At 67.7% G+C, this 26,309-nt stretch carries 24 protein-coding genes; 12 read left to right on the top strand and 12 right to left on the bottom strand.

The genetic code is table 11. The annotated features are described in order from the left end of the window. Window positions 1-53: 53 nt before the first annotated feature. The 3 genes from L2Y94_RS03705 to dusA are packed head-to-tail and all read right to left on the bottom strand — an operon-like array spanning window position 54 to window position 2,094. Window positions 54-746: a response regulator transcription factor gene (locus L2Y94_RS03705; protein WP_144914935.1), complete on the bottom strand. Its 693-nt coding sequence runs from the start codon at window positions 744-746 to the stop codon at window positions 54-56. Then, window positions 746-1,060: a PepSY domain-containing protein gene (locus L2Y94_RS03700; RefSeq protein ID WP_247373198.1), complete on the bottom strand. Its 315-nt coding sequence runs from the start codon at window positions 1,058-1,060 to the stop codon at window positions 746-748. Before L2Y94_RS03700 ends, L2Y94_RS03705 begins: the two co-directional genes overlap by 1 nt. Before the next feature lie 53 nt (window positions 1,061-1,113). Beyond that, the gene (gene dusA, locus L2Y94_RS03695; protein WP_247373196.1) at window positions 1,114-2,094 is read right to left on the bottom strand and encodes a tRNA dihydrouridine(20/20a) synthase DusA; all 981 of its coding nucleotides are present in this window, start codon (window positions 2,092-2,094) and stop codon (window positions 1,114-1,116) included. 283 nt (window positions 2,095-2,377) lie between these two features. Here dusA and L2Y94_RS03690 point away from each other — a divergent pair, with 283 nt between their 5' ends. Then, a complete protein-coding gene (locus L2Y94_RS03690; protein WP_247373194.1) occupies window positions 2,378-3,343 on the top strand; it encodes a YVTN family beta-propeller repeat protein in 966 nt (321 codons plus the stop codon). An 80-nt stretch (window positions 3,344-3,423) separates the two neighbouring features. Here the strand turns inward: L2Y94_RS03690 and L2Y94_RS03685 are convergent, their stop codons facing one another. Together L2Y94_RS03685 and L2Y94_RS03680 are read right to left on the bottom strand one after the other, a co-directional pair. Next, window positions 3,424-3,825 carry a DUF1801 domain-containing protein gene (locus tag L2Y94_RS03685; RefSeq protein WP_247373193.1) on the bottom strand — a complete coding sequence of 134 codons (402 nt, stop codon included), beginning with the start codon at window positions 3,823-3,825 and terminating at the stop codon, window positions 3,424-3,426. Between the two features lie 4 nt (window positions 3,826-3,829). Next, the gene (locus L2Y94_RS03680; RefSeq protein WP_425602432.1) at window positions 3,830-4,219 is read right to left on the bottom strand and encodes a VOC family protein; all 390 of its coding nucleotides are present in this window, start codon (window positions 4,217-4,219) and stop codon (window positions 3,830-3,832) included. A gap of 184 nt (window positions 4,220-4,403) precedes the next feature. Here L2Y94_RS03680 and L2Y94_RS03675 point away from each other — a divergent pair, with 184 nt between their 5' ends. Both L2Y94_RS03675 and L2Y94_RS03670 read left to right on the top strand, forming a co-directional pair. Continuing rightward, on the top strand, window positions 4,404-5,216 hold the full coding sequence (locus L2Y94_RS03675) for a plasmid replication/partition related protein (RefSeq protein WP_247373192.1): 813 nt from the start codon (window positions 4,404-4,406) through the stop codon (window positions 5,214-5,216). 229 nt (window positions 5,217-5,445) lie between these two features. Next, window positions 5,446-5,934 (top strand): hypothetical protein, encoded by a 489-nt coding sequence (locus tag L2Y94_RS03670; RefSeq protein ID WP_247373191.1) that lies wholly within the window; start codon window positions 5,446-5,448, stop codon window positions 5,932-5,934. Here L2Y94_RS03670 and L2Y94_RS03665 read toward each other — a convergent pair. The 4 genes from L2Y94_RS03665 to L2Y94_RS03650 all read right to left on the bottom strand — a co-directional run bounded on the left by L2Y94_RS03665 (window position 5,915) and on the right by L2Y94_RS03650 (window position 12,888). Further along, complete coding sequence (locus tag L2Y94_RS03665; protein ID WP_247373190.1) at window positions 5,915-6,760, bottom strand: class I SAM-dependent RNA methyltransferase; 846 nt, start codon at window positions 6,758-6,760, stop codon at window positions 5,915-5,917. The genes L2Y94_RS03670 and L2Y94_RS03665 overlap by 20 nt on opposite strands. Beyond that, window positions 6,757-9,792, bottom strand: a complete 3,036-nt coding sequence (locus L2Y94_RS03660) for a sensor histidine kinase (RefSeq protein WP_247373189.1) — start codon at window positions 9,790-9,792, stop codon at window positions 6,757-6,759. Before L2Y94_RS03660 ends, L2Y94_RS03665 begins: the two co-directional genes overlap by 4 nt. 70 nt (window positions 9,793-9,862) lie before the next feature. Further along, a complete protein-coding gene (locus L2Y94_RS03655) occupies window positions 9,863-10,717 on the bottom strand; it encodes an alpha/beta hydrolase (protein WP_247373188.1) in 855 nt (284 codons plus the stop codon). Continuing rightward, entirely contained in the window at window positions 10,714-12,888 is a 2,175-nt protein-coding gene (locus L2Y94_RS03650; protein ID WP_247373187.1) for a hybrid sensor histidine kinase/response regulator, read from the bottom strand. Before L2Y94_RS03650 ends, L2Y94_RS03655 begins: the two co-directional genes overlap by 4 nt. A gap of 557 nt (window positions 12,889-13,445) precedes the next feature. Here L2Y94_RS03650 and L2Y94_RS03645 point away from each other — a divergent pair. After that, entirely contained in the window at window positions 13,446-16,472 is a 3,027-nt protein-coding gene (locus L2Y94_RS03645; RefSeq protein ID WP_247373186.1) for a TonB-dependent receptor, read from the top strand. Window positions 16,473-16,770: 298 nt separating this feature from the next. Here the strand turns inward: L2Y94_RS03645 and L2Y94_RS03640 are convergent, their stop codons facing one another. After that, complete coding sequence (locus L2Y94_RS03640; protein ID WP_247373185.1) at window positions 16,771-17,166, bottom strand: hypothetical protein; 396 nt, start codon at window positions 17,164-17,166, stop codon at window positions 16,771-16,773. A gap of 225 nt (window positions 17,167-17,391) precedes the next feature. Here L2Y94_RS03640 and L2Y94_RS03635 point away from each other — a divergent pair, with 225 nt between their 5' ends. After that, window positions 17,392-18,168 carry a ferredoxin--NADP reductase gene (locus tag L2Y94_RS03635; protein WP_247373184.1) on the top strand — a complete coding sequence of 259 codons (777 nt, stop codon included), beginning with the start codon at window positions 17,392-17,394 and terminating at the stop codon, window positions 18,166-18,168. Between the two features lie 108 nt (window positions 18,169-18,276). Here the strand turns inward: L2Y94_RS03635 and L2Y94_RS03630 are convergent, their stop codons facing one another. Further along, on the bottom strand, window positions 18,277-18,939 hold the full coding sequence (locus L2Y94_RS03630; protein WP_247373183.1) for a protein kinase family protein: 663 nt from the start codon (window positions 18,937-18,939) through the stop codon (window positions 18,277-18,279). An 82-nt stretch (window positions 18,940-19,021) separates the two neighbouring features. Here L2Y94_RS03630 and L2Y94_RS03625 point away from each other — a divergent pair, with 82 nt between their 5' ends. The 5 genes from L2Y94_RS03625 (at window position 19,022) to L2Y94_RS03605 (ending at window position 23,794) form a co-directional block, all read left to right on the top strand. Then, window positions 19,022-19,786, top strand: a complete 765-nt coding sequence (locus L2Y94_RS03625; RefSeq protein WP_247373182.1) for a DUF3298 and DUF4163 domain-containing protein — start codon at window positions 19,022-19,024, stop codon at window positions 19,784-19,786. After that, window positions 19,786-20,268: a DUF456 domain-containing protein gene (locus tag L2Y94_RS03620; protein WP_247373181.1), complete on the top strand. Its 483-nt coding sequence runs from the start codon at window positions 19,786-19,788 to the stop codon at window positions 20,266-20,268. Before L2Y94_RS03625 ends, L2Y94_RS03620 begins: the two co-directional genes overlap by 1 nt. Window positions 20,269-20,340: 72 nt before the next feature. After that, a complete protein-coding gene (locus tag L2Y94_RS03615; RefSeq protein ID WP_247373179.1) occupies window positions 20,341-22,107 on the top strand; it encodes a DUF885 domain-containing protein in 1,767 nt (588 codons plus the stop codon). Between the two features lie 58 nt (window positions 22,108-22,165). Further along, complete coding sequence (locus tag L2Y94_RS03610; RefSeq protein ID WP_247373177.1) at window positions 22,166-22,993, top strand: universal stress protein; 828 nt, start codon at window positions 22,166-22,168, stop codon at window positions 22,991-22,993. Between the two features lie 138 nt (window positions 22,994-23,131). Next, window positions 23,132-23,794 (top strand): energy transducer TonB, encoded by a 663-nt coding sequence (locus L2Y94_RS03605; protein ID WP_247373176.1) that lies wholly within the window; start codon window positions 23,132-23,134, stop codon window positions 23,792-23,794. Between the two features lie 19 nt (window positions 23,795-23,813). On the opposite strand, the gene L2Y94_RS03600 is transcribed toward L2Y94_RS03605, so the two are convergent. After that, window positions 23,814-24,104 carry a hypothetical protein gene (locus tag L2Y94_RS03600; RefSeq protein WP_247373175.1) on the bottom strand — a complete coding sequence of 97 codons (291 nt, stop codon included), beginning with the start codon at window positions 24,102-24,104 and terminating at the stop codon, window positions 23,814-23,816. 168 nt (window positions 24,105-24,272) lie between these two features. Here L2Y94_RS03600 and L2Y94_RS03595 point away from each other — a divergent pair, with 168 nt between their 5' ends. Continuing rightward, entirely contained in the window at window positions 24,273-24,851 is a 579-nt protein-coding gene (locus tag L2Y94_RS03595) for a cysteine dioxygenase (RefSeq protein WP_247373174.1), read from the top strand. A 47-nt stretch (window positions 24,852-24,898) separates the two neighbouring features. Then, complete coding sequence (locus L2Y94_RS03590; protein ID WP_247373173.1) at window positions 24,899-26,272, top strand: FAD/NAD(P)-binding protein; 1,374 nt, start codon at window positions 24,899-24,901, stop codon at window positions 26,270-26,272. The last annotated feature ends 37 nt before the right edge of the window (window positions 26,273-26,309 follow it).

The raw sequence follows: 26,309 nt of genomic DNA, 5'->3' as shown, positions 1-26,309 counted from the left end.
GGAAACGACCTCGTAACGCGGCGCGACGTTCCGTGCCGCGTTACCCGGGGATATCAGTCCTCGTCCGCCTCGTTGCGCGGAATGGCGAAGCGGTAGCCACGGCCGCGAACGGTCTCGATGGGCTTGAGCGTGCTTTCCGGATCGAGCTTTCGGCGCAGGCGGCCGATGAAGACCTCCAGCACGTTGGAGTCGCGATCGAAATCCTGCTGGTAGATGTGCTCGGTGAGGTCGGCCTTGGAGACCAGCTCGCCGGCGTGCAGCATCAGGTATTCGAGCACCTTGTACTCGTAGCTGGTCAGGTCGACCTGGCGGCCTTCGACGGTCACCGTCTGCGCCGTGGTGTCGAGCTTGATCGGGCCACAAGCCAGCACCGGCTTCGACCAGCCGCTGGCGCGACGCACCAGCGCGTTGATGCGCGCCAGCAGCTCTTCCACGTGGAAGGGCTTTACCAGGTAGTCGTCGGCGCCGTGCTTGAGGCCTTCCACCTTGTCCTGCCAGCTGCCGCGGGCGGTGAGGATCAGGATGGGATAGCGCTGGCCGTGCTCGCGCAGGGCCTTCACCAGGTCCATGCCCGACAGCTTGGGCAGGCCCAGGTCGATGATCGCCAGGTCGAACGGGACTTCGCGACCGAGATAGAGGCCTTCTTCGCCATCCTGGGCGGCGTCGACGGCAAAACCGTCGCGCTTGAGGCGAGCGGCGAGGGTCTCGCGCAGCGGCGCCTCGTCCTCAACGAGCAGGATACGCATCAATGTCTCTCCTTGTTGTCCCCGGCATTCATATCCAGGGGCTTGGCGGTTTCCGTGCGGATCGGAACGACCTTCACGTGGCCGTCCAGGGTCAGCACCTTCACCCGGTATTCGGTGATCCGGCCGCGCTCGACCAGCCGCGTATCCGCCGACAGCACCTTCCCCCCGGTCTCCTTCTGCACCTTGCTCACCGCCTGTTCCAGCGTCAGCGAGGGCACCTGCTCGGCGTGGGCGGCAAGGGGTGCGGCAAGGACGAGCGCGAAAGCTAGCGAACGGAACGTGATTTTCATGTCTGGCGTGGACGCGGCGTACATGCGGCAATTCGGCCGATCATGCCCAGCCCCTACCCGCCCGAAGCTGAACGGAATCAGGCGGCCCGGCGGAAAGGTGCCAGGGCCGACTCGATGAGCGACCAGTCCGCCCCGGGCAGGTGCGAGCCCTCGGACAGCTGGCGACGGAAACCCCGGGCACCGGGCTCTCCCTGGTAGAGCCCGAGGATGTGGCGGGTGATGTGCTTGAGCTGGGTACCCCGGGCCAGTTCGGCCTCGACGTAGATGCGCAGGTGCTCCAGCACCTCGGCCCGGCCTGGCATGGGGGTGCCGCAGAGTTCGGCCTCCAGGCGGGCCAGCAGGTAGGGGTCGTGATAGGCCGCGCGGCCGATCATGACCCCGTCCACCCGCGCCAGGTGCTCGCGCACGGCCTCCACGGTGGTGATGCCGCCGTTGATGACGATGGCGAGCTCGGGAAACTCCCGCTTCAGGCGATAGACCCGCTCGTAGTCCAGAGGCGGGATCTCGCGGTTTTCCTTCGGGCTGAGCCCTTGCAGCCAGGCCTTGCGCGCATGCACCACCAGGATGCCCACCCCGGCGGCGAGCATGGTCTCGGTGAAGCGCTGGAGATCGGCGTATTCGTCCTGGTCGTCCACGCCGATGCGGCATTTGACCGTCACCGGCACGTCCACGGCATCGGCCATGGCCCGCACGCAGTCGCCCACGAGCGCCGGCTCACGCATGAGGCAGGCGCCGAATTTGCCCGACTGCACGCGATCGGAGGGGCAACCCACGTTGAGGTTGATCTCGTCATAGCCCGCGCGAGCGCCCATCGCGGCCGCCTGGGCCAGTTCCGCCGGATCGCTGCCGCCCAGTTGCAGGGCCACCGGATGCTCCTGGTGGCTGTGTTCGAGCAAGCGCACCTGTCCGCCCCTGACCAGGGCCGCGCTGGTGACCATTTCGGTATAGAGCCGGGCATGGGGCGACAGCAGCCGGTGGAAGTACCGGCAGTGGCGGTCCGTCCAGTCGAGCATGGGGGCGACGGTGAGGCGAAACGCCGAGGGATCGATGGGTTGCATGGCGTCATTTTAACCGCCCTACCCCGCGTTGCCACCGTTCGTCGTTCCGGCCGTCCCTCGCCGGGTCGAGAGCCCAGGCGGCTCGCGTGCCCCGCGTGCCGTGCCGGTTCGGTGCAGAGGTGTCTCCGATCCGTCATGAAGCCTGTGATAGCCACATCGCCAAACCGTCATCGCCGGTCGATAGCTTGCCCTCGATGCGCGGACACGCGCTGACGATTCAAGCCGAAGCCTCATCGCTTCACGCCGGGCGCCTTCGCGTCCACATTCCACGGAGAATCATCACGTGACGACTCGATTCAAGACGCGTGCGCTTCGTTGCGCCCTTCCGCTGCTGATGGCCGGCACGGCACTTCCGGCGGCCGCCAGCCCTGGCGACAACGCTTATGTGAGCAACCAGACCGACAACTCGGTGTCGGTCATCGACATGACGACGAATGCCGTGACCGCCACGATATCGGTGGGAACCACGCCGACGGGCGTCGCGGTGAGCCCGAACGGCAAGAACGTTTACGTGGCCAACACCAACGACGGTTCGGTCTCCGTGATCGATGCGGCGACCCATGCCGTGGTCGCCACCCTTGCCGTCGGCAACCAACCCCAGGGCATCGCGGTGAGCCCGAACGGCGCCGAAGTGTACGTGGGCAATCTCGGCGACAACACGGTATCCGTCATCAAGACCGCGACCAACGTGGTGAGCGACACGTTGCCCGTCGGCGCCGCGCCGATCAGCCTCGCCACCAGCGCCTCCCTCAACCGCCTGTACGTGGGCAACCTCGGGGACGACACCGTCTCCGTGATCGATACGCGCTCCCACAAGCTGATCGGCAGCGTCCCCGTCGGCACGACGCCGTGGAATCTCGCGACCGGCCCCCTGGGCCTCGTCGTCTACGTGGCGAACATCGGCTCCAACGACGTATCGGTCATCAACGCCATCACGAACAAGACCAGGAGCGTGTCGACTGGGAACGCTCCCACGGCCGTCGCCACCAGCATCATCGGCGTGCCTTTCTATGTCGCCAATCAGGCGGACAACACCGTGTCCATCATCAACCCCGAGGGCAAGACCACGAACATCGTCCCGGTCGGCAACAGCCCCGGTTCGATCGCGGTGGATCGTCATTCGAGCCGGATCTACGTCGCCAATACCGGATCGAACACGATCTCGGTCATCGACCCCTGGACCAACAAGGTCACCGCCTCGATTGCCGTCGGCGGCAGCCCGACCGGCGTGGCGACCCAACCGGAATAACGGGCCGCGTCCCCAGGCAGCCCATCCAGGGAAGCCCGCTCCTCAAGGGGCGGCCTTCCCCATCGTGCGCAGGCCGGACCCTAGCGCGCCTTCTTTTTCGAGTCGGCGTTCCAAGCCACCGCTTCGCGAACGAGCGCCTTGAAGGCCTTCGGATCGATCTCGTCGTTCTCGCCGATGTCGATCGCACGCCTCGCGTTGCCGTCGAGGCTCGCGTTGAACAGTCGCGAGGGATCCTTAAGCGAGGCCCCTTTGGCAAAGGTCAGCTTCACCTTGGCCTTGTAGGTTTCGCCGGTGCAGAGGATGCCGCCGAGTGACCATACCGGCGTGCCCCGCCATTTCCATTCCTCGACCACGTGGGGAGCGGCCTCGTGAATGAGCTCGCGCACCTTCGCCAGGACATCGCCTCGCCAGTCGCCGAGCTGCGCGATACGTGCGTCGATCAGCGCCGGGGCGTCGTTACCCGTGGATGCAGAGGTGGCCATGACGTCACTCCCCAGGATTCGCGCGCGTCTTGCCGATGTTCTGCCCGATCCGCCACAACACGCCGGACGGATCGTGGATCGTGAAGTCGCGGATGGCCCAGGGCCTGTCTTGCGGCGGGGCGGCACGCACGCCATAGCGCGCCGCCAGGTCGCTGGACGACACGTGACGCCACCAGGCATCCACGTCCTTCACGAGCAGGTGCATCATGAAGTTCTCGGCCAGCGTCTCGTCGTAGAAATCCTGCAACAGGAAGCTGCAATCGCCGGCGTGGAGGTAGGCGACGCCGTGGGACGATGAAGCGAGCGTGAAGCCCAGGTCCTGGTAGAACCGCTGGGACAACCCGAAGTCCCGGGCAGGCACGAAAGCCTTGATCTCGACCGTGTCCATCGTCATCCCCCGTCCCCCATGCCGTGAATCGTCCGGAGTGTAATCGCCTCCCCGCCGGGCGCCAACCTGCCGCGAAAGCGAAAATACGAGAGGACGCAAGGCCTTGCACCTGGGCGGCGGCGCGGCACCTGCACGTCCGCCCCGTAGCCACTAGAATGCCGCCCCCGCCTGCTTCATCCCTCGCCCGTCCATGCATATCGTCGTCAACGAAGAACTGAAGGCCTACATCGATCCGCTCACGCCCGACGAATACCAGGCGCTGGAGCGCAGCCTGCTTGCCGAAGGCTGCCGCGACGCGCTGGTGCTGTGGGGCGATACGCTCGTGGACGGCCACAACCGCTACGGCATCTGCCGCAAGCACGATATCCCGTTCAACACGGTGCAGAACGAGCGGTTCCAGTCGATCGACGACGTGCACCTGTGGATGATCGAGCAACACCTGGGCCGGCGCAGCGTGTCGGACTTCCAGCGCGGCGTGCTGGCCCTGCGCAAGCGCGAGATCCTGGCGTCCCGTCGCGCGTCGGCCGAGCCGGCGCAGGACGACGGCGTTCCCTTCGACACCACGGGAGCCGAGCCCGCGAAGCCGAAACCGCCGCGCGCCAACCCCGCCGAAAGCCGCAAGGAAATCGCCCGCGAGGCACGGATCAGCAGCAACCAGGTCGGCATGATCGAAAAGATCCGCAAGGAGGCCGCCCCCGAGGTGGTCGCGGCGGTGAAGTCGGGCCACCTGTCGATCAGCGCGGCCGCCGCCGTGGCCAGCCTGCCCGAGGAAGAACAGCGCGCGGCCGCCTCGGCCGGCGACGACGAACTCAAACAGGCCGCCAAACGCGTGCGCGAGTCGAAGCGCAAGCCTCGGGAAAAACCCACGGACGAGGTCAAGGCCCTGCGCGAGCAGATCGCCGACCTGGAGGCCGAAAACCGCAACCTGCGCCGGGAGATCGACGCGTTGAAGGTGCGCCTGGGCGAGGCGCCGTCGGAGCGCCCGGACGAAGAACCGGCCTGACGTTCCCGCGCTTTCCAACGCGAGGCGCTGGGCTCCTGCCTACGCAGGAGCGACGTGAGGTTTCTCGCGTGCCGTCGAATCGTGGAGTTCGTCGCTCCTGCGTACGCGGGAGCCCAGCGCCGTGAGGCCGGGATGGCACCGACGGAACTTACGCATTCCTCCTACACTCCAAGTCGAGTACACCGGACGCGTCCTCGCGCGTTCCAGGACGCATCCCCCGGAGCCCGACATGAAGCCCACCCTCGCCCTCGCCGCCCTGCTCCTTGTTTCCGTCGGGGCCATGGCCCAGGACGCGTCCCGCCCGCTCAACCTCAAGTTGCCGCCGGATTACGTGCCGGCCTCGTCGGCCACGGCCGCCGCCCCCGCGCACGCGGGCACGACGGCCGGCGCGCCCCGGGGTAGCGGCGAGAGCGTCGCCGTGACGCCGTCGCGCCCGAAGGATCCACCCGGCACCTACTACGGCGACACCAGCGGCCGCATGGCCGACACCGCGATCGCCGACGACGAGCCACGTTGCGACGACGCCACCTACAACAAGCCCCAGGTCCACGGCAGCGTGAGCACGGGCGTCATGAGCGGAAGCCATGGCCGCAGCGGCGATTTCCAATCCGGCGTGGTCAACCTGAGCCAGGCGTTCGGCAGCTGCGACCATCCCACCGGCGGCGTGAGCATCTCCGTCGGCGGCGGCACCGGTCACTTCAATCCGGGCCACCGCTGACCGAACGGAACACCGCCACGCGATCGGGGCTCGTCGCCGCATCGGCGCGTAGCCACGCCTGCCGCGCGAACGTGGCCGAACAGGGACCGAGCGTCGCGATGCGCAAGGGGCGCGCCCGCGCCGCACGCTCGAGCGAAACCAGCACATCGGCCAGCACGCCGCCGACGAACGGCGTGAACAGGTAGACCACGTCCACGTCGTCCAGCGACGCGTCCCGCGCATCCGCGCAGAGGAACGACACGCCGCGCAAGCCCAGCGCGTCCGCGGCGCGCGCGGCGCTTTCCACGTAGGCCGGCTCCCGCTCCACGCCCCGGGTTCGCGCACCGGTGAGGATGTTCACCAGCATCGGCACGTGCCCCAGGCCCGAACCGAGATCCAGCACGACATCGTCGCGGCCGATGCCCGCGCGCCGCACGCAATCCAGGATGTGCCGCGCGGGCGTCGGCTGGTAGAACACCATGCCCGGCGGCGGAACGGGATCGTCGGCCATCGGCTCGTCGATGGCGAGCACGCCGGCCAACAAGGTATCCAGGGCGTCGTAGTGCTGACCCTCCGACGCCCCCGAACGCAGCCAGGGCGCCATGGCCAGGGCGCCACGTCCCGCGCGGATGGCCTCGCGCAAGCGTTGGAACAGACGCGCGTCGCTGGCCTCCATGGCGGCGAGGAATGGCGCCGCACGCGCGACCTCGGCGGAGGCGGTGTCGCCGGGAAGCAGCAGGTCGAGTCGATCGGCGAGGTCGGCACGTTCGAGAAAGGCGTCCGGCAGCCGCCAGCCGTCGTCCCTGGCAAGGCGATCGAGCAGCAAAGTGAGGTCGCTGGCGGTCACCGGCGACGATGCCGCGAAAAACGACGGCGCAACCAGTGCCCGCGATGCGGAAAGACGCGTTCCAGCGGCACGCGTACCGAGACCACGGTGCCGCCGTCGAGCCGGGACGCGATGGTCGGTTCGGCGCCGATGGCGGCGGCGCGCTCACGGATGCCGCGCAGCCCCCAATGGCCTTCGCGGCCTTCGCGCATCACCACGTCGTCGATGCCGCGGCCGTCGTCGCACACGTGCAACGCGAGATCGCGCCCCTCGACGTCGAGCACCAGGTCGATGCGGCTGGCGTCGGCGTGCGCCACCGCGTTGTGCAACGCCTCGCGGGCGATGCCGTAAAGCTCGTCGCGTACCTGGCGGTCCATGCCGGTCATGTCGACGCGAACGTCCACGCCGATCGGCACCGTGTGTTCGTCCGCATAGGCGAGCGCGAGTTTTTCGAGCGCGACCGCGAGACCGCGCGAGTCGACCGTATGCGTGCGCAGGCCGCGCACGCGGTCGCGCGCCTCGACCAGGGCCTCGTCGGCCCGATCCAGCGCCAGCTCCATCGAGACGCGCAACGGCTCCCCGGCCGGCACGCGGTTGGCGATCGCCTGGAAACGCATCGTAAGGCCCTGGATGCTCTGGAGCAGCGTGTCGTGCAGCTCGCGCGCGATGCGCTCGCGCTCCGCGTGGCGTTCCTGCAGCCGCGCGCGCAACGCCTCCTCGATCCGCCGCACGCGAACCAGGTACGCGACGTAGAGTGCCGCCATCGCCGCCGCCAGGCACAGCACCAGGAACCACCATGTCTGGTAGAAGGCCGGGGCGATGTCGAGCGCCAGCTCGACGCCCTGTTCGTTCCACACCCCGTCCTCGTTGGCCGCGGTCACGCGGAACACGTAATGCCCGGGCGGAGGGTCGGTATACACGGCCTCCCGTTCGCTCCCGGCGTCGCGCCAACGCGTGTCGATGCCGTCGAGCTGGTAGCGGAAACGCACGCGCTCGGGCATGCCCAGGCTGGTGGCGGTGTAGTCGATGCGCAGGCGCTCCGTGCGCGCGGGCAGCCGCAGCGGCGGCATGGCCGGCCAGCTGCCCATGTCGGTCGATACCGAGGTGATGTGCACCTGCGGCGGCGTCGCGTTGCGCGGCACGTTGAGCGGATCGATGGAAACGATGCCGGCCGTGGTCGCGAACCATAGACGGCCGTCGTCGGCGACGACGGCCGACGGCACGGGACGGAACGGCGGCGGCGTGCCCGGCAGGCCGTCGAGGAAGTCGAACAGTTCCACCGGCGGGCGGAACGCGGGATCCCGCGCGACGTGGTCCAGGTCGTCGCTCGCGATGCGGGCCACGCCCTGCGCGGCGTTGATCCACAGGTCGCCGCGCGCGTCCCTCACCATGCCCGACACCCCACGCAAGGGCTCGCCCAGCGTATGCACGGTATGCACGTCGGTGCCGGCGATCGAAGCGATGCCCAACTCGCCGCCGATCCAGTCGACGGCATGGCCTTCGCAGAAGGCCACCACGTTGCCGATGGCCACGCCGTCGCCGGGCCCGAGCAGCGTGTCTCGCCCGGCATCGCGAATCACCAGGTGGTTGCGGGCGAATCCCATCCACAGCCGGCCACGCCCGTCGCGATGCAGGAACAGCGGCGCCTGTTCGCCATCCATCGGCGGCAGCGGATCGAATGCCCACCGGCCCGAGGCGTAGTGGTAGAGGCCGGGGCGGTTGATCGAAACCCAGGCACCTCCCGCACCGTCGCCTTCGATGGCCTGCACTCCGGTGTATTGCGACGAGGGCAACGCCGACACCAGGCTCGGCACGTCGTCCTTCATGCGCCAGATGCCCGACGGGCCCGCCAACCAGACGCCTTTACCATCGCGCGATGCCGCGGTGATCGTTTCGGTAAAAGGCGTGGACGACATCGAATGCGCCTCCGCACGCATCAGCGGCCGGTTCTTGCTGCCCACCCATACGCCATGTCCCTGCGCCGGCACGATCGCGAAGTCGGTGCCACCCGACACCATCGGGGCCGGCGTCAACCGGCTTACGCGGAAACGATCCAGTCCCCGGGTGCCGCCCACCCAGATGTCGCCTTCGCGGTCCTGGATCACCGCATCGGCGTAATCGGAGGAAAGGCCGTCGCGTTCGACGAATCGCTGGGCCACGCTCCCGGTGGCGTCGATCACCTGGCGCGGCCAGTCGCGCACGTGCGTAATACGCCGGATGCCGTCGCCCAGCGTGGGCATCCACAAGGCGCCGTCGCGGTCGAACAGCAAACCCGCCGAGGCCAGCCTCAGGGTGGGACCCATGTCGTCCGGGTCGCGTTCGCCGGCCCATGCCGGACGCACGCCGCCGTCGTCTTCCGCCACCCAGATGCTGCCGTCCGGCGCCTCGGCGATGCGATTGACCCGTCCGATGCCGCGCGTGGCGACCGTGAAATGCTCGCCGCCGTTGGGAAGCCAGGCCAGCGCCTCCTCGGTGGCCACCCACAGGCGCCCTTCGCGATCCACCATGAGGCTCCTGGCTCGCCGGCCGGGCAGGCCCATCGTCGGACTGACGACGCGCCAGCGCTTGCCGGACAGCATCACCAGGCCGTTGAAGGTGGCGCCCCAGATGCGCCCGTCGGGCGTACCGCCCAGGGCATACACCGTAGAGGTGGGCAGGCCCGAGCCCGCCGCGTAGTGGCTGGCGACGCCGTCGGCGTCGACGAAGCTGACCACGCCGTACCGGAAGCCCACCCATAGTCCGCCCGTCGGGGGCGCATAGAGCGACGACACGGCGGAGGCGAGGAAATCGCCCCCTTCGCGCGGTCGGAAGCGTTCGAAGCGCACGCCGTCGAAGCGGAACAGACCCACGGGCGTGCCCAGCCAGAGATACCCGTCGGCCGTCTGCGCCAGGGCCGTCACCTGCCCCGGCGCACCGTCGCGCACGGTCCACGCCCTGTGCATGAACTGGCCGATGTCGCGCTCACGGCTGTCGACGGCCCACGCGCAGGCCACCCAGGCCCACAGCGCGAGCCCGACGAATCCCGATCTGGCGATGGCGAGCAACACGCGCACGAAGGGAGGTTCCGTCCGTAAAGGCGGCAAAGATAGCGCGCGCCTCGATTCGCGTCGCGGCTGAAACGCGCTACCGGGCGATGCGCATGGCGCGCAGGAAGGCGAGCGTGTCGTTCTCCACGTGCCGCGCCGCCGGCGACCGCTCCGGCGACGCCAGCACGTGCGCGGCGTGATCGTAGGCCTGCAAGGATTTGCGATCGCCCGGCGTACCGAGCCAGCCGAACGCGTCGCGCATCGCCCGCACCGAGGTCAGCGTGTCGCGATCGCCCTCCCCACCGTCCCACAGCCCCATGAATACCGGGCAGGTGATCTCGCACAGGATGTCCCGGCGCATGCGCTCGGCGAGCAGCCGGGCGACGGCGCGGATGCCGTCGCTATGGATCATCTGCGACCAGTAGCGCCGCTGGAAATCGGTACGCTCGCCATCGGCGGGAATGGCACCGCTCAGCGAGAGCGCCGCCTCCAGCTGGGCCGGGTCGTGCACGCGGATGCCCGGCGACCAGGTCACCACGCCGGCCACCGACGCGCCGCGACGCGCGGCAAGGTCGAGCGCGAGCGTGGCACCCATCGACGTGCCCACCAGCAACACGCGCTCACCCAGGTCCAGGCCGATGTCCAGCGCCTCGTCGGCGTCGGCCATCCAGCGCTCGGGCGTGGCGCCGGCCATGGCCTCGGGATCGTCGCTGCCGTGCCCGTGCAGGCGCGCCAGGTACAGGTGCGCGTCGCAGGCCCGTGCGATGTCGCGATGCGCCGGGGCGCCTTCGGCCTGGCTCGCGGTGAATCCGTGCAGGTACACCACCGAAAGCGGGCGCCGTGCCCTGGTGTCGTCGACGAAGACGATGCGGGCTTCGTTGTCGGGTTTCAGCCCGGGTATCGCGCGTTCGCGGGCATCGATGCCGCGGGCCAGGTCGTCCAGTGTGCTCAAGCGTTGGCGCTCTCGGTGGAAACCGACACCATACGCTGGCGCGCGGCGAATGCGCGCACCGACCTGGCCAGCGCATCCAGTTCGGCATGGGCGGCCCGCAGGTCGCCGCCGGCGTCCACCAGCACCGTCAGGTCGTCGCATACCCTCGCGCCTCCCGGCAGGCCGAGATTCCCGAGCACGTTGCGCAATGCATGGATGGCCTCCGATGCGCCCGCGATGTCCCGCGACAGCATGGCCAGGCGCAACGCCTCGACATGGGTTTCGGTCGCCTGCGCGCAGAGCGCGACGAAGTCGGCGAACTCTTCCGCGCTGGTGAGCGCGCGCATGTCGTCCAGCGGCGAGGCGCCGCTATCCGCCGTCGCCGATACCTCGGGCACCGACTGCCACGCCCTCGCGGCGCTCTCCAGTACGCGCTCGCCGGCCACCGATTCGATGACGTCGAGCAGGCGCTGCGCCGCGATGGGCTTGGTGAGGTACGCACGTGCCCCCGCCTTGAAGGCGATGCGGACGGCATCGTGGCTCGAATCGGCGCTGAGCATCACGATGGGCGGCACCTCCCCGGCGCGGCGGGCGGAATCGATGCGACCGAGCACGTCCCAGCCGGAACTGCCCGGCATGTGCAGGTCCATGAAGATCACGTCGAAGGTATCGGTGGCCAGCCGCGCCAGGGCTTCGTCGCCGCTGGCGCAGAACGTGGCGACGTGTCCCGCGCGTTCGAGGATGCGCCCGACGATCTCGCGGTTGGCGGCGTTGTCGTCGACCACCAGGCAGCGCTGGCGCGCGACGCGGCCGCGATGTTCGTCGAGCAGTTCGACCAGCGGCATCCCGGCGATGCTGCGCACGCCGACCGGCGCCCGCGACAGCGGAAATCGCCAGGTAAACACCGTGCCGCCGAGCGGATTGTCGGCTACCTCGAGGCGTCCGCCCATCTGCTCGGACACGTTGCGCACGATGTACAGGCCCAGGCCCACGCCTTCCTGGCGCCGGCTCTCGCCCGCGCTCAACTGGTGGAAGGGATCGAAGATGCGCGCCTTGTCCGCATCGGCGATGCCGATGCCGGTGTCGACGACGGTGCACACGATGGTCGGGTCCCGGACGGCGGCCCCGTCCACGAGTTCGACGCGCACGTCCACCGATCCCCCGGGCGGGGTGAACTTCACGGCATTGGACGCGAGGTTGGAAAGCACCTGCTCGATGCGCCCCGGATCGCCGTTGAAGACGCCCTCCACCGACGCGTCGCGCGACACGGTGAACGCGAGGTGCTTGTCCGCGGCGAGGGGCCGGCACACCGCCCCCACCGTGACGAGCACTTCGTCGAACGTGAACGGCTGCTGCCGCAGGCTAAAGCGACCGCCGGCGAACGAGGCCACGTCCAGCACGGCGTTCACGCGGTGCAGGAGCGCGTTGGCGTTGGATTCGAGCAGGGAGACCAGGCGGCGCTGGTCTTCGTCCATCACGCCGGTGTCGATGAGCGACGCCGAATGGATCACGGTGCCCAGCGGCGTGCGCATCTCGTGGCTCATCATCGAGATGAAGCGATGCTGAGCCTCGCGCGAGGCGATCGCCTCGGTCGACACCTCGCGCAGCGCGTCCATCAGCCGATAGAGCGTCATCGGCAACACGATCACGAGCGCCAGCGCATAGAGCGCATAGGCGGGGCGCGCTATCCAGTAACCGTCGGGCGCGCTGATCGCGAGCACGGCGACCGACGCCATCACGCTCGCCGCGAACGCACGCCGGCTATAGCGCACGCCCACCGCCACCGACAGGAAAGGCAACACGGCCGTCAACGTGATCACCAGCATGAAGGCCGCCTTGAGCAACACCGCCACGATCACGTAATTGGCGACGGTACCCAGGGCATCGATGAGCGAGCGGCGACGCAGCCCGCGGGCGGCGCGCACGCAAAGCATCCACAGCGTGGCGGCGACGAAGAGCCCCGTGGCCAGGGGGAACGCACGGTTCGCTTCCACGGCCATGGGTGCCGGGCCATGCAGCCAGGCCGCGGTCCAGACCAGGATGAAGCCGAGGATGACCACCCGCATGAGCGAGACGCGGTACTCGCGAAAACTGGCGACGATGCGGTCGATACGGGGATTGCGCAGCCGCTCCGCGGCTTCGCTGAGCATCACCGGTTCGGTGCGGTTGCCGCGACCGCCATCGATCTTCATGCCCGCCTGATCCGCCCCTTTTCGATAGTCGCCTAGTCTAGTTTCTTGGCCTGCGCTGGCAAGCCCGGATTTCGCAGGGGCTTGCGGACGAGGCCCCAAGGCACGGTTTCCCTTGAGGAATAAAGCTTCGAATCGAAGGATCGGGCGCGCAAGGACGTCCGATCCCCGGCGAGCGGTTGGCATGGGATTTGCCTCGATCCAAACTGAATGACGACGGCCGGGCGAGACCTCGTCCCTTCACGTCGGCAACCGTCTCGCGACCCGGCGGAGGGGCGAATGGTTTGGACGAATATCCATCTAAACCGCCACTTAGGTCTTTTTTTGCTGCGACGCACAACCGTGTTTCGTATGGACGTCCATATGAAAACTTTCGAAGGGTTATGGACATCTTCGCCCCACTCCTGTAAATCTTGCGAAAGTTCATTTGGATCGAGACAAATGAACGCGACGGAGCGCGGACTTGGGTCGGGGAGCTTTCGTCGGGGAGAGACGTCGTTCAACCACCCGTTGTTCCGTGCTCGCGTTTTTACCGGGCACATCATTTTCGGGGAAGGCACTTGAACAACCAGTTTCTCTCGCGGAGGCAGGCACTCGCCCTGGCCATCTGCACCTGTCTGGCCGGCGCGGGCGTCGTCCACGCGCAGTCCACCACCGGCGGCCTCAACGGCAGCGTGCCGGCGGGCGGCAACGAAAGCATCGTGATCGAGAGCGGCACCGGCTTCCGCCGTGAGGTGCCGGTCGACGAACGTGGCCGCTACTCGGCGTCGCAGCTTCCGCTGGGAACCTACACGGTGACCCTGATGCGCGACGGCGCCGTCATCGATACCCGCAAGGACGTCACGCTGCGCGTCGGTGCCAGCACCGACGTGTCGTTCGCGGCTCCCGCCGCCACCGCCGGCGACGCGACGAGCCTCTCCGGCGTGACCGTCACCGGCACCGCGCTGCCCAACATCGACGTCACCACCGTCGACTCGCGTACGGTGGTCACCGCCGAGCAGCTCGCCAAGCTGCCGCTGGGCCGTAGCGCCGAGGCCATCGCGCGCCTCGCGCCGGGCGTGGTGAACAACGGCGCCAACTTCCAGAGCGACACCGGCCGCTCGGTGGCCAGCTTCGGCGGCGCCGCGGCGAACGAGAACGCCTATTATATCAACGGCTTCAACACCACCGACCCGCTCAACGCGCTCGGCGGCCTGCAGTTGCCCTACGGCGCGATCGACCAGCAGGAGGTCTACACCGGCGGTTACAGCGCGCAGTACGGCCGCTCCGACGGCGGCGTGATCAGCCAGGTCGGCAAGCGCGGCACCAACGAATGGCACTTCGGTGCGCAGGTGCTGTGGGAACCGGCGTTCGCCCGTGCCCACCAGGACGACCTGTATTACACCCACACCCCGGCTTCCGCCCCGGCCGGCAACCTTTACCAGCCCAAGAGCGAAAACCGCACGTGGACCACCACGGTGAGCGCGTACGCGGGCGGCCCCCTCATCAAAGACAAGCTGTTCTTCTTCGTGGCCGGTGAATTCGAGAAGCAGAATCGCCGCACCCTCAACGACGTGGGCAGCAACACGCCCGAACAGAAGAACGATTACCGCTCACCGCGCTGGTACGGCAAGCTCGACTGGAACATCAACGACAGCAACATCCTCGAAGTGACCGGCGCGTCGGACAAGCGCGAGAGCTCCGGCACGCGCTACAACTACGACTTCAACAATCGCCAGGTGCTCAACGCGATCGGACCGGACAACAACAAGAAGACCGGCGGCGACCTCTACATCGCCAAGTACACCAGCTACATCACCGATAACCTGACCGTCAGCGCCCTGTACGGCAAGATGGATTCGAAGAACTACGACCAGCCCAGCGGCAACGACCCGACCCTGGCCCGTATCGACGATTCGCCAAAGCAGAATCCGTTGCTCAACGGCGGACATGCCATCCGCAACAACCAGGTGGGAGATATCAGCTCTCCCGGCCGTGGCAACAAGTCCACGAATTTTCGCTTCGACGTAGCCTATGTGCTGGGCGACCACACGATCTCGGTGGGCATCGACAACGTGAAGTCGCGCGTCGAAGATTTCGGCACGACCAGCCCAGGTCCTGGCTACATCTGGGATTACGGCTTCACCGAGACACCCAACGCCCCCATCTCCAACGCGCCCGGTCGCAACTTCGTGCCTGCGCCGGCCCTGTTCCCGAACGGACAGAGCGGTTATTTCGTCAGCCGGAACATCACCGGCAGCCTCGTGAGCGTCCGTTCCGATCAGAAGGCGCAGTACATCGAGGACAAATGGCAGGTCAGTGACAAGTGGTTGTTGTCGGTCGGCCTGCGCAACGACCAGTTCACCGACTACAACCCGTTCGGCGAGGCCTTCATCACCCAGACCAAGCCGCAGTGGGCCCCCCGCATCGGCGCGTCCTGGGATGTCAACGGTGACGGTTCGTTCAAGGTCTTCGCCAACGCGGGCCGCTATTACCTCGGCCTGCCGCTGAGCCCCGCCACCGGCGCTGCCGCCGGCTATATCTCCACTCAGCAGTACTACACCTACGGTGGCATCGATCCGGTCACCGGCGCTCCGACCAACCTCACCCAAATCAGCGACGTGGTGTCGGGCAACAATTCGTACGGCGTCCCGCCCGATCCACGGACGGTCGCCGGCAAGGGTCTGAAAGCCGAACATCAGGATGAGTTCATCCTCGGTTTCGACAAGACCCTTGGGCAAAACTGGGTCTACGGCGCCAAGTTCACCCGCCGCCTGCTTCGCAGCGTCATCGACGACTTCTGTGACGTCGACCTCGTCTCCAACAAGGCGCTTGCCGAAGGCCACACGATCAGCAGCACCAACAGTTGCTACCTGATCAACGGTGGCCAGGCCAATACCTTTACGCTGATCGACGCCAACAACCAGCCTTACGACGTGACGCTTACCCGTGACGACATGGGCTTCCAGTCGCCGAAGCGCAACTATTACTCGCTGGAAATGTTCCTCGAGCACAGCTTCGACGGCGTGTGGTACGGCAAGCTCGATTACGTCTTCTCGCGCTCCTACGGCAACACCGAAGGCCAGGCGCGTACCGACACCCGCCAGGCGGGTGCCGCCGGCAGCGTGGACTGGGACAACCATTGGGTCATGGATTATGCCAACGGCGTGCTCGGTAACGATCACACCCACGTCATCAAGGCGTACGGCTACTGGCAGTTCGCGCCCGAATGGCAGGCTTCCGGCAACCTGCAGGCCAGCTCCGGCGCGCCGCAGATCTGCCTCGGCTACTACGGTCCGGATCACAGCGAACCGGTGAGCTACGGCAGCACGTTCCACTTCTGCAACGGCCAGCCGGCCCCTCCGGGTTCCCAGGGACGACTGCCCTGGACCTTCCAGCTCGACCTGGGTCTGACCTATCGCCCGAACTGGGCGGACCAGAAGCTGGCGTTCTCGGCCAACGTGTTCAACGTGCTCAACCAGAAGCGCGCGACGTATCGCTATCCGTCCAGCGAAGACAAGCCGAATACGCCGAACCCCATCTTCGGCGTGCCCTGGTACACGCAAGACCCGCGCTACGCCCGCCTGGCAGTCACCTACGACTTCTGATCGGCTTCAACGCATAAAACCCATCCCTGTGTGACTTGCGCCCCCTTCGCCCCCCGGCTGCCTCCCCGGCCGGGGGCCCTGTCGAAGACGGGCGCTCTTTTTTTGCCCGTACCCTGCTACCGAAGGGGTGGGAGCGGACCCTGTCCGCGAACCCTCAAGGCTGCTATAGCGAATGAGGCCATGCGGTGATCGTGCGAGCTTTTTGCCGCTCGCACGATCACCGCATGGCCTCATTCGTTTGCTGGCACGCCTGAGGGTTCGCGGACAGGGTCCGCTCCCACCCCTTCGGCAGGCACGTTCAGGGACGGGCTTCGCCCGACGCGGCCACCACCATCTCGATGTAGCCGAGGATGTCCTTCACCTCGAGGTCGAACACGCCCGCGTCGCCGTTGTCGTAGGCCTGGCGCCACACGGCGTAGCCATCGCGCCAGCTCTCGTCGGCATCGGCGGTACCGGCCGCGTCCAGCACGCTCTTGTCGAGCGTCGAACGCGACACGGCCGCATGGTGCATCGCCGGCTGAATGCCCCCGGGCACGCGGTGGTTGCGCAGCTTCACGCCGGGCAGGGACACGTGGAACACCTCGCCATCCTCCGGCTCGACGTCGATCTTGCGGATCATCAGGCGGGAGTCTTCCTCGCCGGGCCGGGTGCGGTAAGTCCAGGACTGGCCCGGAGCGTAGTCGGGTCGGGTCATGCCATCGAGTCGTGTGAAGGGCGGACCCTCGATCTTAGACGAGTGCGAGACGCCTGTCCGGCGACGCGTCGCGCAATGCCGTATCCTTGGCGTCCTGCGCCGGCACTCACCCCGTGAGTGCGGCGAACGCGAGGCGCGCGGCGAATTGGCCGCTTCCCCAGCCGAATCAGAGACTTCCGCCCAGCGTGAGGTCGTGGCCCTTTCGTTTTCGAGGTTCGATACACCATGGTGGCATTGGCGACCGAGCACGTCATCGACGTGCACCACTGGAACGACACGCTTTTCAGTTTCCGCACCACGCGCGACCCGGGTTTCCGGTTCGAGAGCGGGCATTTCGTGATGATCGGCCTGGAAGTGGACGGCCGCCCGCTGATGCGCGCCTACTCGATCGCCAGCGCGCATTACGAAGAGCACCTGGAGTTCTTCAGCATCAAGGTGCAGGACGGCCCGCTCACCTCGCGCCTGCAGCACCTCAAGCCCGGCGATCCGGTGATCGTGAGCCGCAAGCCCACCGGCACGCTGGTGCTCAACGACCTCAAGCCCGGCAAGCGCCTCTACCTGCTGGGCACGGGCACCGGCCTCGCGCCGTTCCTGTCGATCATCCGCGACCCGGATACCTACGAGCGCTTCGACACCATCGTGCTCGCCCACGGCGTGCGCCACACGAACGACCTGGCCTACTCGCAGTACATCGAGAACGAACTGCCCAACCACGAATACCTGGGTGAGCTGGTACGGGAAAAACTCATCTATTACCCCACGGTCACGCGCGAGCCGTTCCGCAACCGCGGCCGCATCACCGACGCCATCGCCGACGGCGAGATGGCCCGCACCCTCGGCCTGCCGCAACTCAACCCCGCGGAAGATCGCGTGATGCTGTGCGGTAGCCCCTCGATGCTCGAGGACATCTGCGTGCTGCTCGACGGCGAAGGTTTCCAGGCCTCGCCGCGCACGCGCGAGCCGGGCGATTACGTGATCGAGCGAGCGTTCGTCGAGAAATAGGTTTACGCGACACCGCTCCGGTGGCTTTTCGCCGATGCGATCGGCTCCCACCCCTTCGGTAGGAAGGCTGCTACCAAAGGGTGGGAGCCGATCGCATCGGCGAATTCGTCAACGCCTCACGCGCCCCTGCCCTTCGTTGTCCCAATAGCCGAAGACCTTTCGCGCGATGAGTTTGTAAAGACGCTTGCCCGTCGCGCGCCACAGGCGCGAATGCGGCGCCGGCTGCGCGAGGATGGCGCGTTGCCGTTCGGACAACGCATCCGCCGCGTACGTGCGCTTGTGCTTGAGCAGATGGCGAAGGTCTTCGCGCGCGAGCAGGCGGAACAATGCGCCACGCTTGCCGCGCGTCCACGCGATCTGGAAATCCACCAGCCCCGGCGTGCCGTCGTCGCGCACGAGCCAGTTGGGCTCCTTGGCCAGGTCGTTGTGCACGATCCCGCGCCGATGCAGCACGGCGAGCAGGCGCAGCGCCCTGCGGTAATAGGCCGCGTCGCGCGGCTGCCCCTGCTGCATGGGCAGCCCCGCCATGTAGCTGCGCTCGAGGATGCGGCCGTCCCATGCGAGCAGGCGAGGCACGCCGTCGATGCCGTCGAGCTTGCCCAAGGCACGTGCCTCGCGTGCCGCGGCACGCCTGGCGAAGCCACGGGCCCACCAGCGGGCCGAGCCGATGTCGCGCCGGATGAGCAGCACGCCGCCGCGCTCCACGCGTTCGATACGGCCCAGTTCGTCGGCCTTGAGCAGGGTGACGGTTTCCGTCGACGCAGCTTGCACGGTGTTCCTTCGATTCGTTGACATGCCCTGAAGAGGTCCGACGCTACGCTAAGATGCGAGCCTTGCAGGGAGATAATCCGACATGTTGATGCGACACATCCTGCAGTTGGCTTTCGCCACCGCCGGACTGGCCGCCTGCCAGGAGAGCGCCGACCAGGGCGGGCACTCGCCGTCGCACGCCCGGGTGAACGCCGACAAGGATACCCAATCGGACGCGCAAGGCCTCTACACCATGGAGCTGTCGCTGCCCGAGCTGCCCGAGCGTGCCGCGCCGTTGCGCTCCACGATCGACCACTACGTGGAGCGCCAGAAACGCGCCTTCCTCGGCAGCCTCGACGCGCCGGGCGCTCGCCAGCGCGCGCGGGAACTGCCCTGGGACCTCAATCTCGACATCGCCGTGGCCTCGCGCACCGACCGCTTCATCAACGTGCAGGTCGACGGCTCGGCCTTCACCGGCGGTGCGCATCCGGCGCCCATCCTCGACAGCTTCACCTACGACCTGCAGGAGCACCGCGTGGTGGGCCTGCGCGATCTGTTCGCCGATCCTCAGGCGGCCGAAAGCGCGTTCGCTTCCGAGGCGCGGCGGCAACTCATCGGCTCGCTCGACGACGAGGACGAACCCCTGGCCTCCGACAGCCGGCAGATCGACGAGGGCACCGAGCCGGGCAAGGATCACTACCGCGTCTTCAGCCTGCTCACCGGCCCCGACGACAAGGTGCACGGCCTGACCTTCATCTTTCCGCCCTACCAGGTGGCGGCGTATTCGGCGGGTCCGCAGGCCATCGACGTGCCCAGCGAAGCCTTCGAGGCCTTCCTCAAACCCGAGTACCGCGAGGCGTTCCGCTGATGGACATCGCCCTCTACGTGCTCGCCGCCCTATTGGTGATCGGCGGCGTGGCCGGCGCCATCCTGCCGGTGCTTCCCGGCATCCCGATGATCTTCGGCGGCATCTGGCTGGCGGCGGCGGTGGACGAGTACCGGCACCTCGGCTGGGGCTGGCTGGTGGCGATCGGCATCGCGGGCGCCGTCGGCGTCGCGCTGGACTTCGTCTCCGCCTCGCTGGGCGCGAAAAAGATCGGCGCCAGTCCACGCGCGCTATGGGGCGCCGGGGCGGGCACGGTCGTGGGCATGTTCTTCGGCATCCCCGGCCTGCTGCTCGGCCCGTTCGCGGGCGCCGTCCTCGGTGAGTTGTGTTCCGGCAAGAGCATCCTGCGTTCTGCCCACGTCGGCGTCAGCACCTGGTTCGGCATGCTCGTGGGCATCGTGGCCAAGGGGGTGATCTCGTTCCTGATGATCGGCATGGCCGCCGTGGCACTCGTGTTCAGCTGATCTGCCGAATGGGCCATTTGCCCGGGTGATCTTTGCGGCTAGTCTCTTGCCCAGTTCACCGGGGAGACACCCATGTTTCGACGACTGACCCTCGCGGCCGCCGTGACCTTCGCGGTCGGTGCCGCGCACGCCGATGCCACACCGCCGGCCTGGATCGCGCGCAGCAATGCCGATTCACAGCTCCTGCTCGACATCACCGCCCGCTACAGCCCCGAATCGGCCACCGACATCGGCGTGAAGGGCTTCGACGAGAAAACCGCCGACCTGAGTGCCGGCGCCGACGACCGCCAGCGCGCCGACCTGGTCGCGGCACGCAAGAAGTACGACGAACGCCTGGCCGGGGAGAAGGATCCCAACGTCCGTCAGGACCTGCAGATCCTCATCAAGCAGATCGATTCCAGCATCAAGGGCATCGACCTCAACAAGAAATACATGCTGCCCTGGTACGACGCCGGCCAGATCATCTTCAGCGGCGAGTTCTCGTTGCTCAACGCCGAGAGCACGCCGGAGCAGAACAAGGCCGCCCTCGGCCGCCTGAAGTGCTACGTGGGCATGGCCCCGGGCTGCAAGGCGCTGGTCGACGAGGCCCGCGCCCGCACCACCGAAAAGCTCGCCGACAAGGCGCTGCTGGGCCCGGTCAAGGCCGACGTCGAACAGAAGCTGGGCAACACGCAGCGTTACGTCGACGGCATCCGCAAGCTGTTCGCCGAGAAGAAGGTGGCCGGCAGCGACGAGGCGATGAACACGCTCGACAAACAGCTGAAGGATTACAACGCCTGGGTGAAGAGCACGGTGCTGCCGCGCGGGCGCACCGACTTCCGCCTGCCCGAGCCGATGTACGCCTACAACCTCGAACAGGTGGGCCTGGACATCGCGCCGCGCGAGCTCATCGCCCGCGCGCAGCTGGAATTCATGGAAACCACCTATGCGCTGCAGTCCCTCGCGCCGGTGGTGGCCAAGGCCGAGGGCCTGCCCGACGGCGATTACCGCGACGTGCTCAAGGCGCTGAAGAAGAAGCAGCTGCCCAAGGACAAGGTCGAACCGACGTACCACATGGTGATCGGCAAGATCGAAGACATCATCCGCAAGCAACGCATCGTCGAACTGCCCAAGCGCCAGCTCGCCATGCGCCTGGCGTCCGAGGCGGAGAACGCGCGCACGCCCGCGCCGCACATGGACCCGCCGCCGTTCATCAACAACACCGGGCAGCGCGGCACCTTCGTGCTCACCACGGGCAACCCGCCGGCCGACGGCGACAACACGCAGATGTACGACGACTTCACCTTCGAAGCCGCCGCCTGGACCCTCACCGCGCATGAGGGCCGCCCGGGCCACGAACTGCAGTTCGCGGCGATGGTGGAACAGGGCGTGTCGCTCACGCGCAGCCTGTTCGCCTTCAACAGCGTCAACGTGGAAGGCTGGGCGCTGTACGCCGAGGCCGAGATGGTGCCGTACGAGCCGCCGGCCGGCCAGTTCGTGGCCTTGCAGTTCCGCCTGCTGCGCGCGGCGCGCGCCTTCCTCGACCCCATGCTCAACCTGGGCATGATCGACCGCGACCGCGCCCACGACATCCTCGTGCACGACGTGGGCCTCTCCGAACCGATGGCGCGACAGGAGCTGGATCGTTACACGCTCAACTCCCCCGGCCAGGCCACCGCCTACTTCTACGGCTACCTGCGCATCCTGCAATTGCGCGCGGAAACGCAGACCAGGCTCGGCGAGCGTTTCGATCGCAAGGCGTTCAACGACTTCCTCATCGCCCAGGGCCTGCTGCCGCCCGACCTGCTGGCCGAGGCGGTGCGTACGCGCTTCGTGCCGTCGCAGGAAAAGAAGAAGTAAGACCGCCGCCCGCCGGAGGGGCATTGACCTCGTCCCTCCGGCGGTGTTCCATGCGGGCATGACCCTCGAACTGCTCCTGCACGTCCCCCGCCTGCCCTTGCAGGGCGCGGGCCTGCGCGCGGCGCTGGCCATGGCCACGCGGATGGGCGCCCGGCTCGACGCCATGCACGTGGTCGACCTTCCCGCCGCCGCCTTCACCGTGCCCGAAGCCGTGCCCCTGCAGTTGGATGCGGTGCGCCAGCGCACGACCGACGCCCGTGCCGTGGCCGACGAGTGGACCGCACTTCTCGCCTCGCACGGCCTGCATGGCAAATGGCGCGTCGCCAACGGCGACACCGTCACCCTGCTCGCGCATGCCTCGGCGGGTTACGACCTCGTGGTGATGGAGCGGTCGTCCACCATGCGCGGCGATGCGCCCATCGGGTTCGGCGTGGTATCGCGCACCGTGTTCGCGTCCAGTCGCGGCGTGCTGGTGGTACCCGACAACGCGCCGGTCGGGACGCTGGGCGAGCACGTGCTGGTGGCATGGAGCGGCAGCCGCGAATCGGCGCTGGCGGTGCGTTCGTCGTTGCACCTGCTGCGCCGCGCCGCGCGCGTCACCGTCATCGACGGCAGCCGCGACGAAGACATCGACACCTGCGCGCTGCCCGATACCGACATCTGCCACTGGCTCGACAGCCACGGCGTCACCGCCACGGTGCGCCGCCTCGACGACGGCGCGAAAGCCGCGCCCGGTCCGGCATTGCTCGACATCGCCCACGCGGAAAAGGCCGACCTCATCGTGATGGGCGCCTGGGGCCGCTCGCGCCTTTCCGAAATGGTGCTCGGCGGCACCACGCGCTACCTCTTCATGCAATCCGACGTGCCGATGCTCGTCGCGCACTGATCGCCCACCTCCTGTTCCGATATTGCAAGTTTCCACGGCGTGAGATAAATCTGAAATCGAACACGATCCCCGCCGTTCCCCACGGCCGTGTTCGGCAAACCAGGCATCACCTTCCCCCCACGTTGCAGGAGGTGGCTCATGTCGTTCGCTCGTCCGTCGTCCCAGGCCGGGATTCACCCGGATACCGTCCGCATCGTCGCCATGAGTGCCGCGATCGCCCTCAACGCCGCCGCGCTCATCGCCGTCATGCGGCCGATGGTGGCGCAGATCGTCACCACGCCGCTGGCCAGTGCGTCCCTACGGATCATCGATCATCCCGTCGAGCCCAAGCCGATCCCCCCGCCGCCGATCGACCTGAAGCCGTTACCGGTCGTGCGCCATGCGTCGACGACGGTCGTTCCCAAACCGCAACCCGTGACGCCGCCGGCCGTGGTACCCACCGACGAAGGCAGCGCGCCGATGGTGCCGTCCACGCCGGTGGACACCGCACCCGTCGCGCCGGCGGTCGAAAGCGCCCCCGTGGAAGCGAAGCTGGCCTATGTGTCGGCGCCCGCTCCCGCCTATCCGCGCGCGGCCTTGCAGCGACACATGGAAGGCACGGTCACGCTACGCGTGCTCGTGGACGAGACCGGCAAGCCCGTGCAGGTGGAGATCGAGCAAAGCAGCGGGCACGCCATCCTCGACGCGGCGGCGCGCGACCAGGTGCTGGCCGCGTGGCGATTCCAGCCGGCGCAGGCGAACGGCCGTGCCGTGCGCGCCTGGGCACGCATTCCCGTGGCGTTCGACCTGCGCAAGATCTGACCTGCGCCGGTGCGGCGGACTACCGCGATGCCGGCACCACCACCACCTCGGGCTTGCGATGGCTGCGGGCGATGGCCCAGACGATCAGAGCGAGCAAGGCCACCGGGAGGAGAACCGGCATCAGCGCCAGCGCGACCACCGGAGCCACCAGCAGCATCGCGATGCCGCCGACCAGGGCGCCGACGAGGCTGTCGATCAGACTGAACACGCCACCGACGATCCCGAAGACCAGCTTCAGTACCGCGCCCAGCACGGCGAACACCAGCCAGAAGCCGGCAGCGAGGACGACGAGCGAGGTGAACACGATCATGGCTTTGCTCTCCATTGGACGGACCGCCGACCGGGCGGTTCGTGGCTTTGGATGCACGGCGCGGGTGAAGGGTTTAGCGCCTTCGCGACATTTCGGGGTTACACGGCTTTAACGAGCCACATGGTCCACTCCCCGCCAGTCGATTCACGGGGCGGGACCCCTCCCTCCATGGGCAAACGTTCTTCCATCATCAGCAGCCTGCGCGACGTCGCTTTCGACCTGTCGCAGGCCGAACTGCCGGATCTGGCCTCGATGGGCCGCGAGATCGGTCGCCTGCTGCATTCGCGCCACGACGAGGTGATCGCCTCGCTGGGCGGCTTGCGCGAGCGCCGTCGCGGTTTCGAGCGCTGGATGCTCGCCGAACGGTCGAAGCCGCCGGTCAGCGTGCTCGTCATGGCCTGGCCGCCCGGCTACACCACGCCCGTGCACGACCACGGCGGGTTGTGGGGCCTGGAAGCGACCATCGCGGGCGCGCTCGAAGTGGAGTCGTTCGACAAGGGCGACGACGAACATTCCCTGCGCAGCAGCGGCCGCACCTGGTTGGGACCGGGCGACGCCACGTGGTTCGACTCCACCGAGGTGCACGCGCATCGTTGCCGCAATTTATCGCGGCACGATACGGCGCTCACCCTTCACGTCTACGGTGGCGATCTGGCACAGTATCTCGCCTACGAGCAGCCCGGTCCGTCCGAGCACTGGATCGCACGACCGAGGCAGTCGATCATCGCGGGACGCCTGACGGCCTGACGGTCTCACGGCCCTCCACCCCCACATACGGGCGAAGGACCAAACGCATGTTTCAGAAAGTCGCCATCATCGGCGGTGGCGCGGCAGCGGCGACGCTGGTGAGCGAGTTGCTGGAGCGACGCACGCCGCGTCCGCTCCACCTGGACTGGTACGCGGGTCGCGCCGAGCCGGGTCGTGGCGTGGCCTATGGCACGCCGTCGGACCGCCACCTGCTCAACGTGCGCGCCGCGTCGATGGGTATGTTCGTCAGCAAGCCCGGCGGATTCCTCGAATACGCCCAGGCGCTCGACGCGAGCGTCAAGGGATCCGATTTCCTGCCGCGTCGCCTCTACGGCGATTTCCTGCGCTCGCGCGTCGAGCAGGCGCTGAAGAACGCCCACACGTATGGCCACGACGTCAACGTGGTGCCTTTCGCCGCCGACTCGCTGGTGCCGTCGAGCGAAGGCATCACCATCGGCTATGGCGACGAGGAAGCCCATGCCGACGCCGCGGTGCTCGCCATCGGCTCGCTGCCGCCGCGCCCCTTGCCGGGCGTGGAAGATGCCGCGATCGCCAGCGGTCGCTACGTCACCGATCCATGGCCCTACCTCGCCTCCGCCGCGCAGGACGACCGTCCCCTGCGCGTGCTGGTGATCGGCCTCGGCCTCACCGCCGTCGACGTGCTCCTCGAACTCTCGGCACGCTGGCCGAACGCACGCTTCACCGCGTTGTCCCGCCACGGCAAGTTGCCCGAACCGCACCTGGCCGCCGTCTCGGCACCCTCAGCCGACGGCGACGAACTGGTGGAATCCCTCCGGGACGACCCAAACGTGCGCGTGTGGCTGCACAAGCTGCGCGATGCCGTGGCGCACGCCGAGGATTGGCGCACCGTCATCGACGGCATGCGTCCGCACACGCAATCGCTATGGCGCGACCTGCCCGAGGCCGAACGGGCCCGCTTCCTGCGTCACGCACGCTGGGCATGGGAACGCGCGCGCCATCGCATGCCGCCGCAGGTCACCGCGTCGGTGGTCGAACTGGAAAAAGCCGAACGCCTCCAGCGCCGCCGCGGTCGCATGCGCTCGGTGAAGCTGTCCATGGACGGCCATCTCGACGTGGTGCGCGCCCTGCCCGGAGGCAGCGAAGTCACCGAGCCCTACGACATCGTGATCCAGACGGTGGGCCTCAACACCGACACGCTGCGCACCGAGCACCGCCTCGTGAGCCAGCTCGTCGTCGACAAGCTGGTCACGCCCGATCCATTGGGCCTGGGTCTCGCCGCCCTGCCCGACGGCCACCTGCTCGACGCGACAGGCAAGCCGCGCAACAACCTGTTCGCCATCGGCAGCCTGCTGCGCGGGGCGTTGTGGGAATCCACGGCCGTTCCCGAGATCCGCAAGCAGGCGCAAGCGGTGGCGAACATGCTGGTGGCATCGAAGTAGTCACGAAACCCCGCCTACCGGAGGGGTGGGAGCGGAC

It is taken from the genome of Luteibacter aegosomatis (genome assembly GCF_023078455.1).
Classification (GTDB): Bacteria; Pseudomonadota; Gammaproteobacteria; order Xanthomonadales; family Rhodanobacteraceae; genus Luteibacter; species Luteibacter aegosomatis.
The sequence above is the reverse complement of the archived record's forward strand: the minus strand, read 5'-3'. Positions and strand labels throughout refer to the sequence as shown.

Excerpts from the sequence above, each read along its gene's own strand:
- L2Y94_RS03605 (WP_247373176.1), top strand. The coding sequence starts at position 23,132 with ATGTCGTTCGCTCGTCCGTCGTCCCAGGCCGGGATTCACCCGGATACC.
- L2Y94_RS03615 (WP_247373179.1), top strand. The coding sequence starts at position 20,341 with ATGTTTCGACGACTGACCCTCGCGGCCGCCGTGACCTTCGCGGTCGGT.
- L2Y94_RS03685 (WP_247373193.1), bottom strand. The coding sequence starts at position 3,825 with ATGGCCACCTCTGCATCCACGGGTAACGACGCCCCGGCGCTGATCGAC.
- L2Y94_RS03635 (WP_247373184.1), top strand. The coding sequence starts at position 17,392 with ATGGTGGCATTGGCGACCGAGCACGTCATCGACGTGCACCACTGGAAC.
- L2Y94_RS03595 (WP_247373174.1), top strand. The coding sequence starts at position 24,273 with ATGGGCAAACGTTCTTCCATCATCAGCAGCCTGCGCGACGTCGCTTTC.
- L2Y94_RS03600 (WP_247373175.1), bottom strand. The coding sequence starts at position 24,104 with ATGATCGTGTTCACCTCGCTCGTCGTCCTCGCTGCCGGCTTCTGGCTG.
- L2Y94_RS03620 (WP_247373181.1), top strand. The coding sequence starts at position 19,786 with ATGGACATCGCCCTCTACGTGCTCGCCGCCCTATTGGTGATCGGCGGC.
- L2Y94_RS03675 (WP_247373192.1), top strand. The coding sequence starts at position 4,404 with ATGCATATCGTCGTCAACGAAGAACTGAAGGCCTACATCGATCCGCTC.
- L2Y94_RS03670 (WP_247373191.1), top strand. The coding sequence starts at position 5,446 with ATGAAGCCCACCCTCGCCCTCGCCGCCCTGCTCCTTGTTTCCGTCGGG.
- L2Y94_RS03650 (WP_247373187.1), bottom strand. The coding sequence starts at position 12,888 with ATGAAGATCGATGGCGGTCGCGGCAACCGCACCGAACCGGTGATGCTC.
- L2Y94_RS03610 (WP_247373177.1), top strand. The coding sequence starts at position 22,166 with ATGACCCTCGAACTGCTCCTGCACGTCCCCCGCCTGCCCTTGCAGGGC.
- L2Y94_RS03625 (WP_247373182.1), top strand. The coding sequence starts at position 19,022 with ATGTTGATGCGACACATCCTGCAGTTGGCTTTCGCCACCGCCGGACTG.
- L2Y94_RS03705 (WP_144914935.1), bottom strand. The coding sequence starts at position 746 with ATGCGTATCCTGCTCGTTGAGGACGAGGCGCCGCTGCGCGAGACCCTC.
- dusA (WP_247373196.1), bottom strand. The coding sequence starts at position 2,094 with ATGCAACCCATCGATCCCTCGGCGTTTCGCCTCACCGTCGCCCCCATG.
- L2Y94_RS03590 (WP_247373173.1), top strand. The coding sequence starts at position 24,899 with ATGTTTCAGAAAGTCGCCATCATCGGCGGTGGCGCGGCAGCGGCGACG.
- L2Y94_RS03640 (WP_247373185.1), bottom strand. The coding sequence starts at position 17,166 with ATGACCCGACCCGACTACGCTCCGGGCCAGTCCTGGACTTACCGCACC.
- L2Y94_RS03680 (WP_425602432.1), bottom strand. The coding sequence starts at position 4,219 with ATGACGATGGACACGGTCGAGATCAAGGCTTTCGTGCCTGCCCGGGAC.
- L2Y94_RS03700 (WP_247373198.1), bottom strand. The coding sequence starts at position 1,060 with ATGTACGCCGCGTCCACGCCAGACATGAAAATCACGTTCCGTTCGCTA.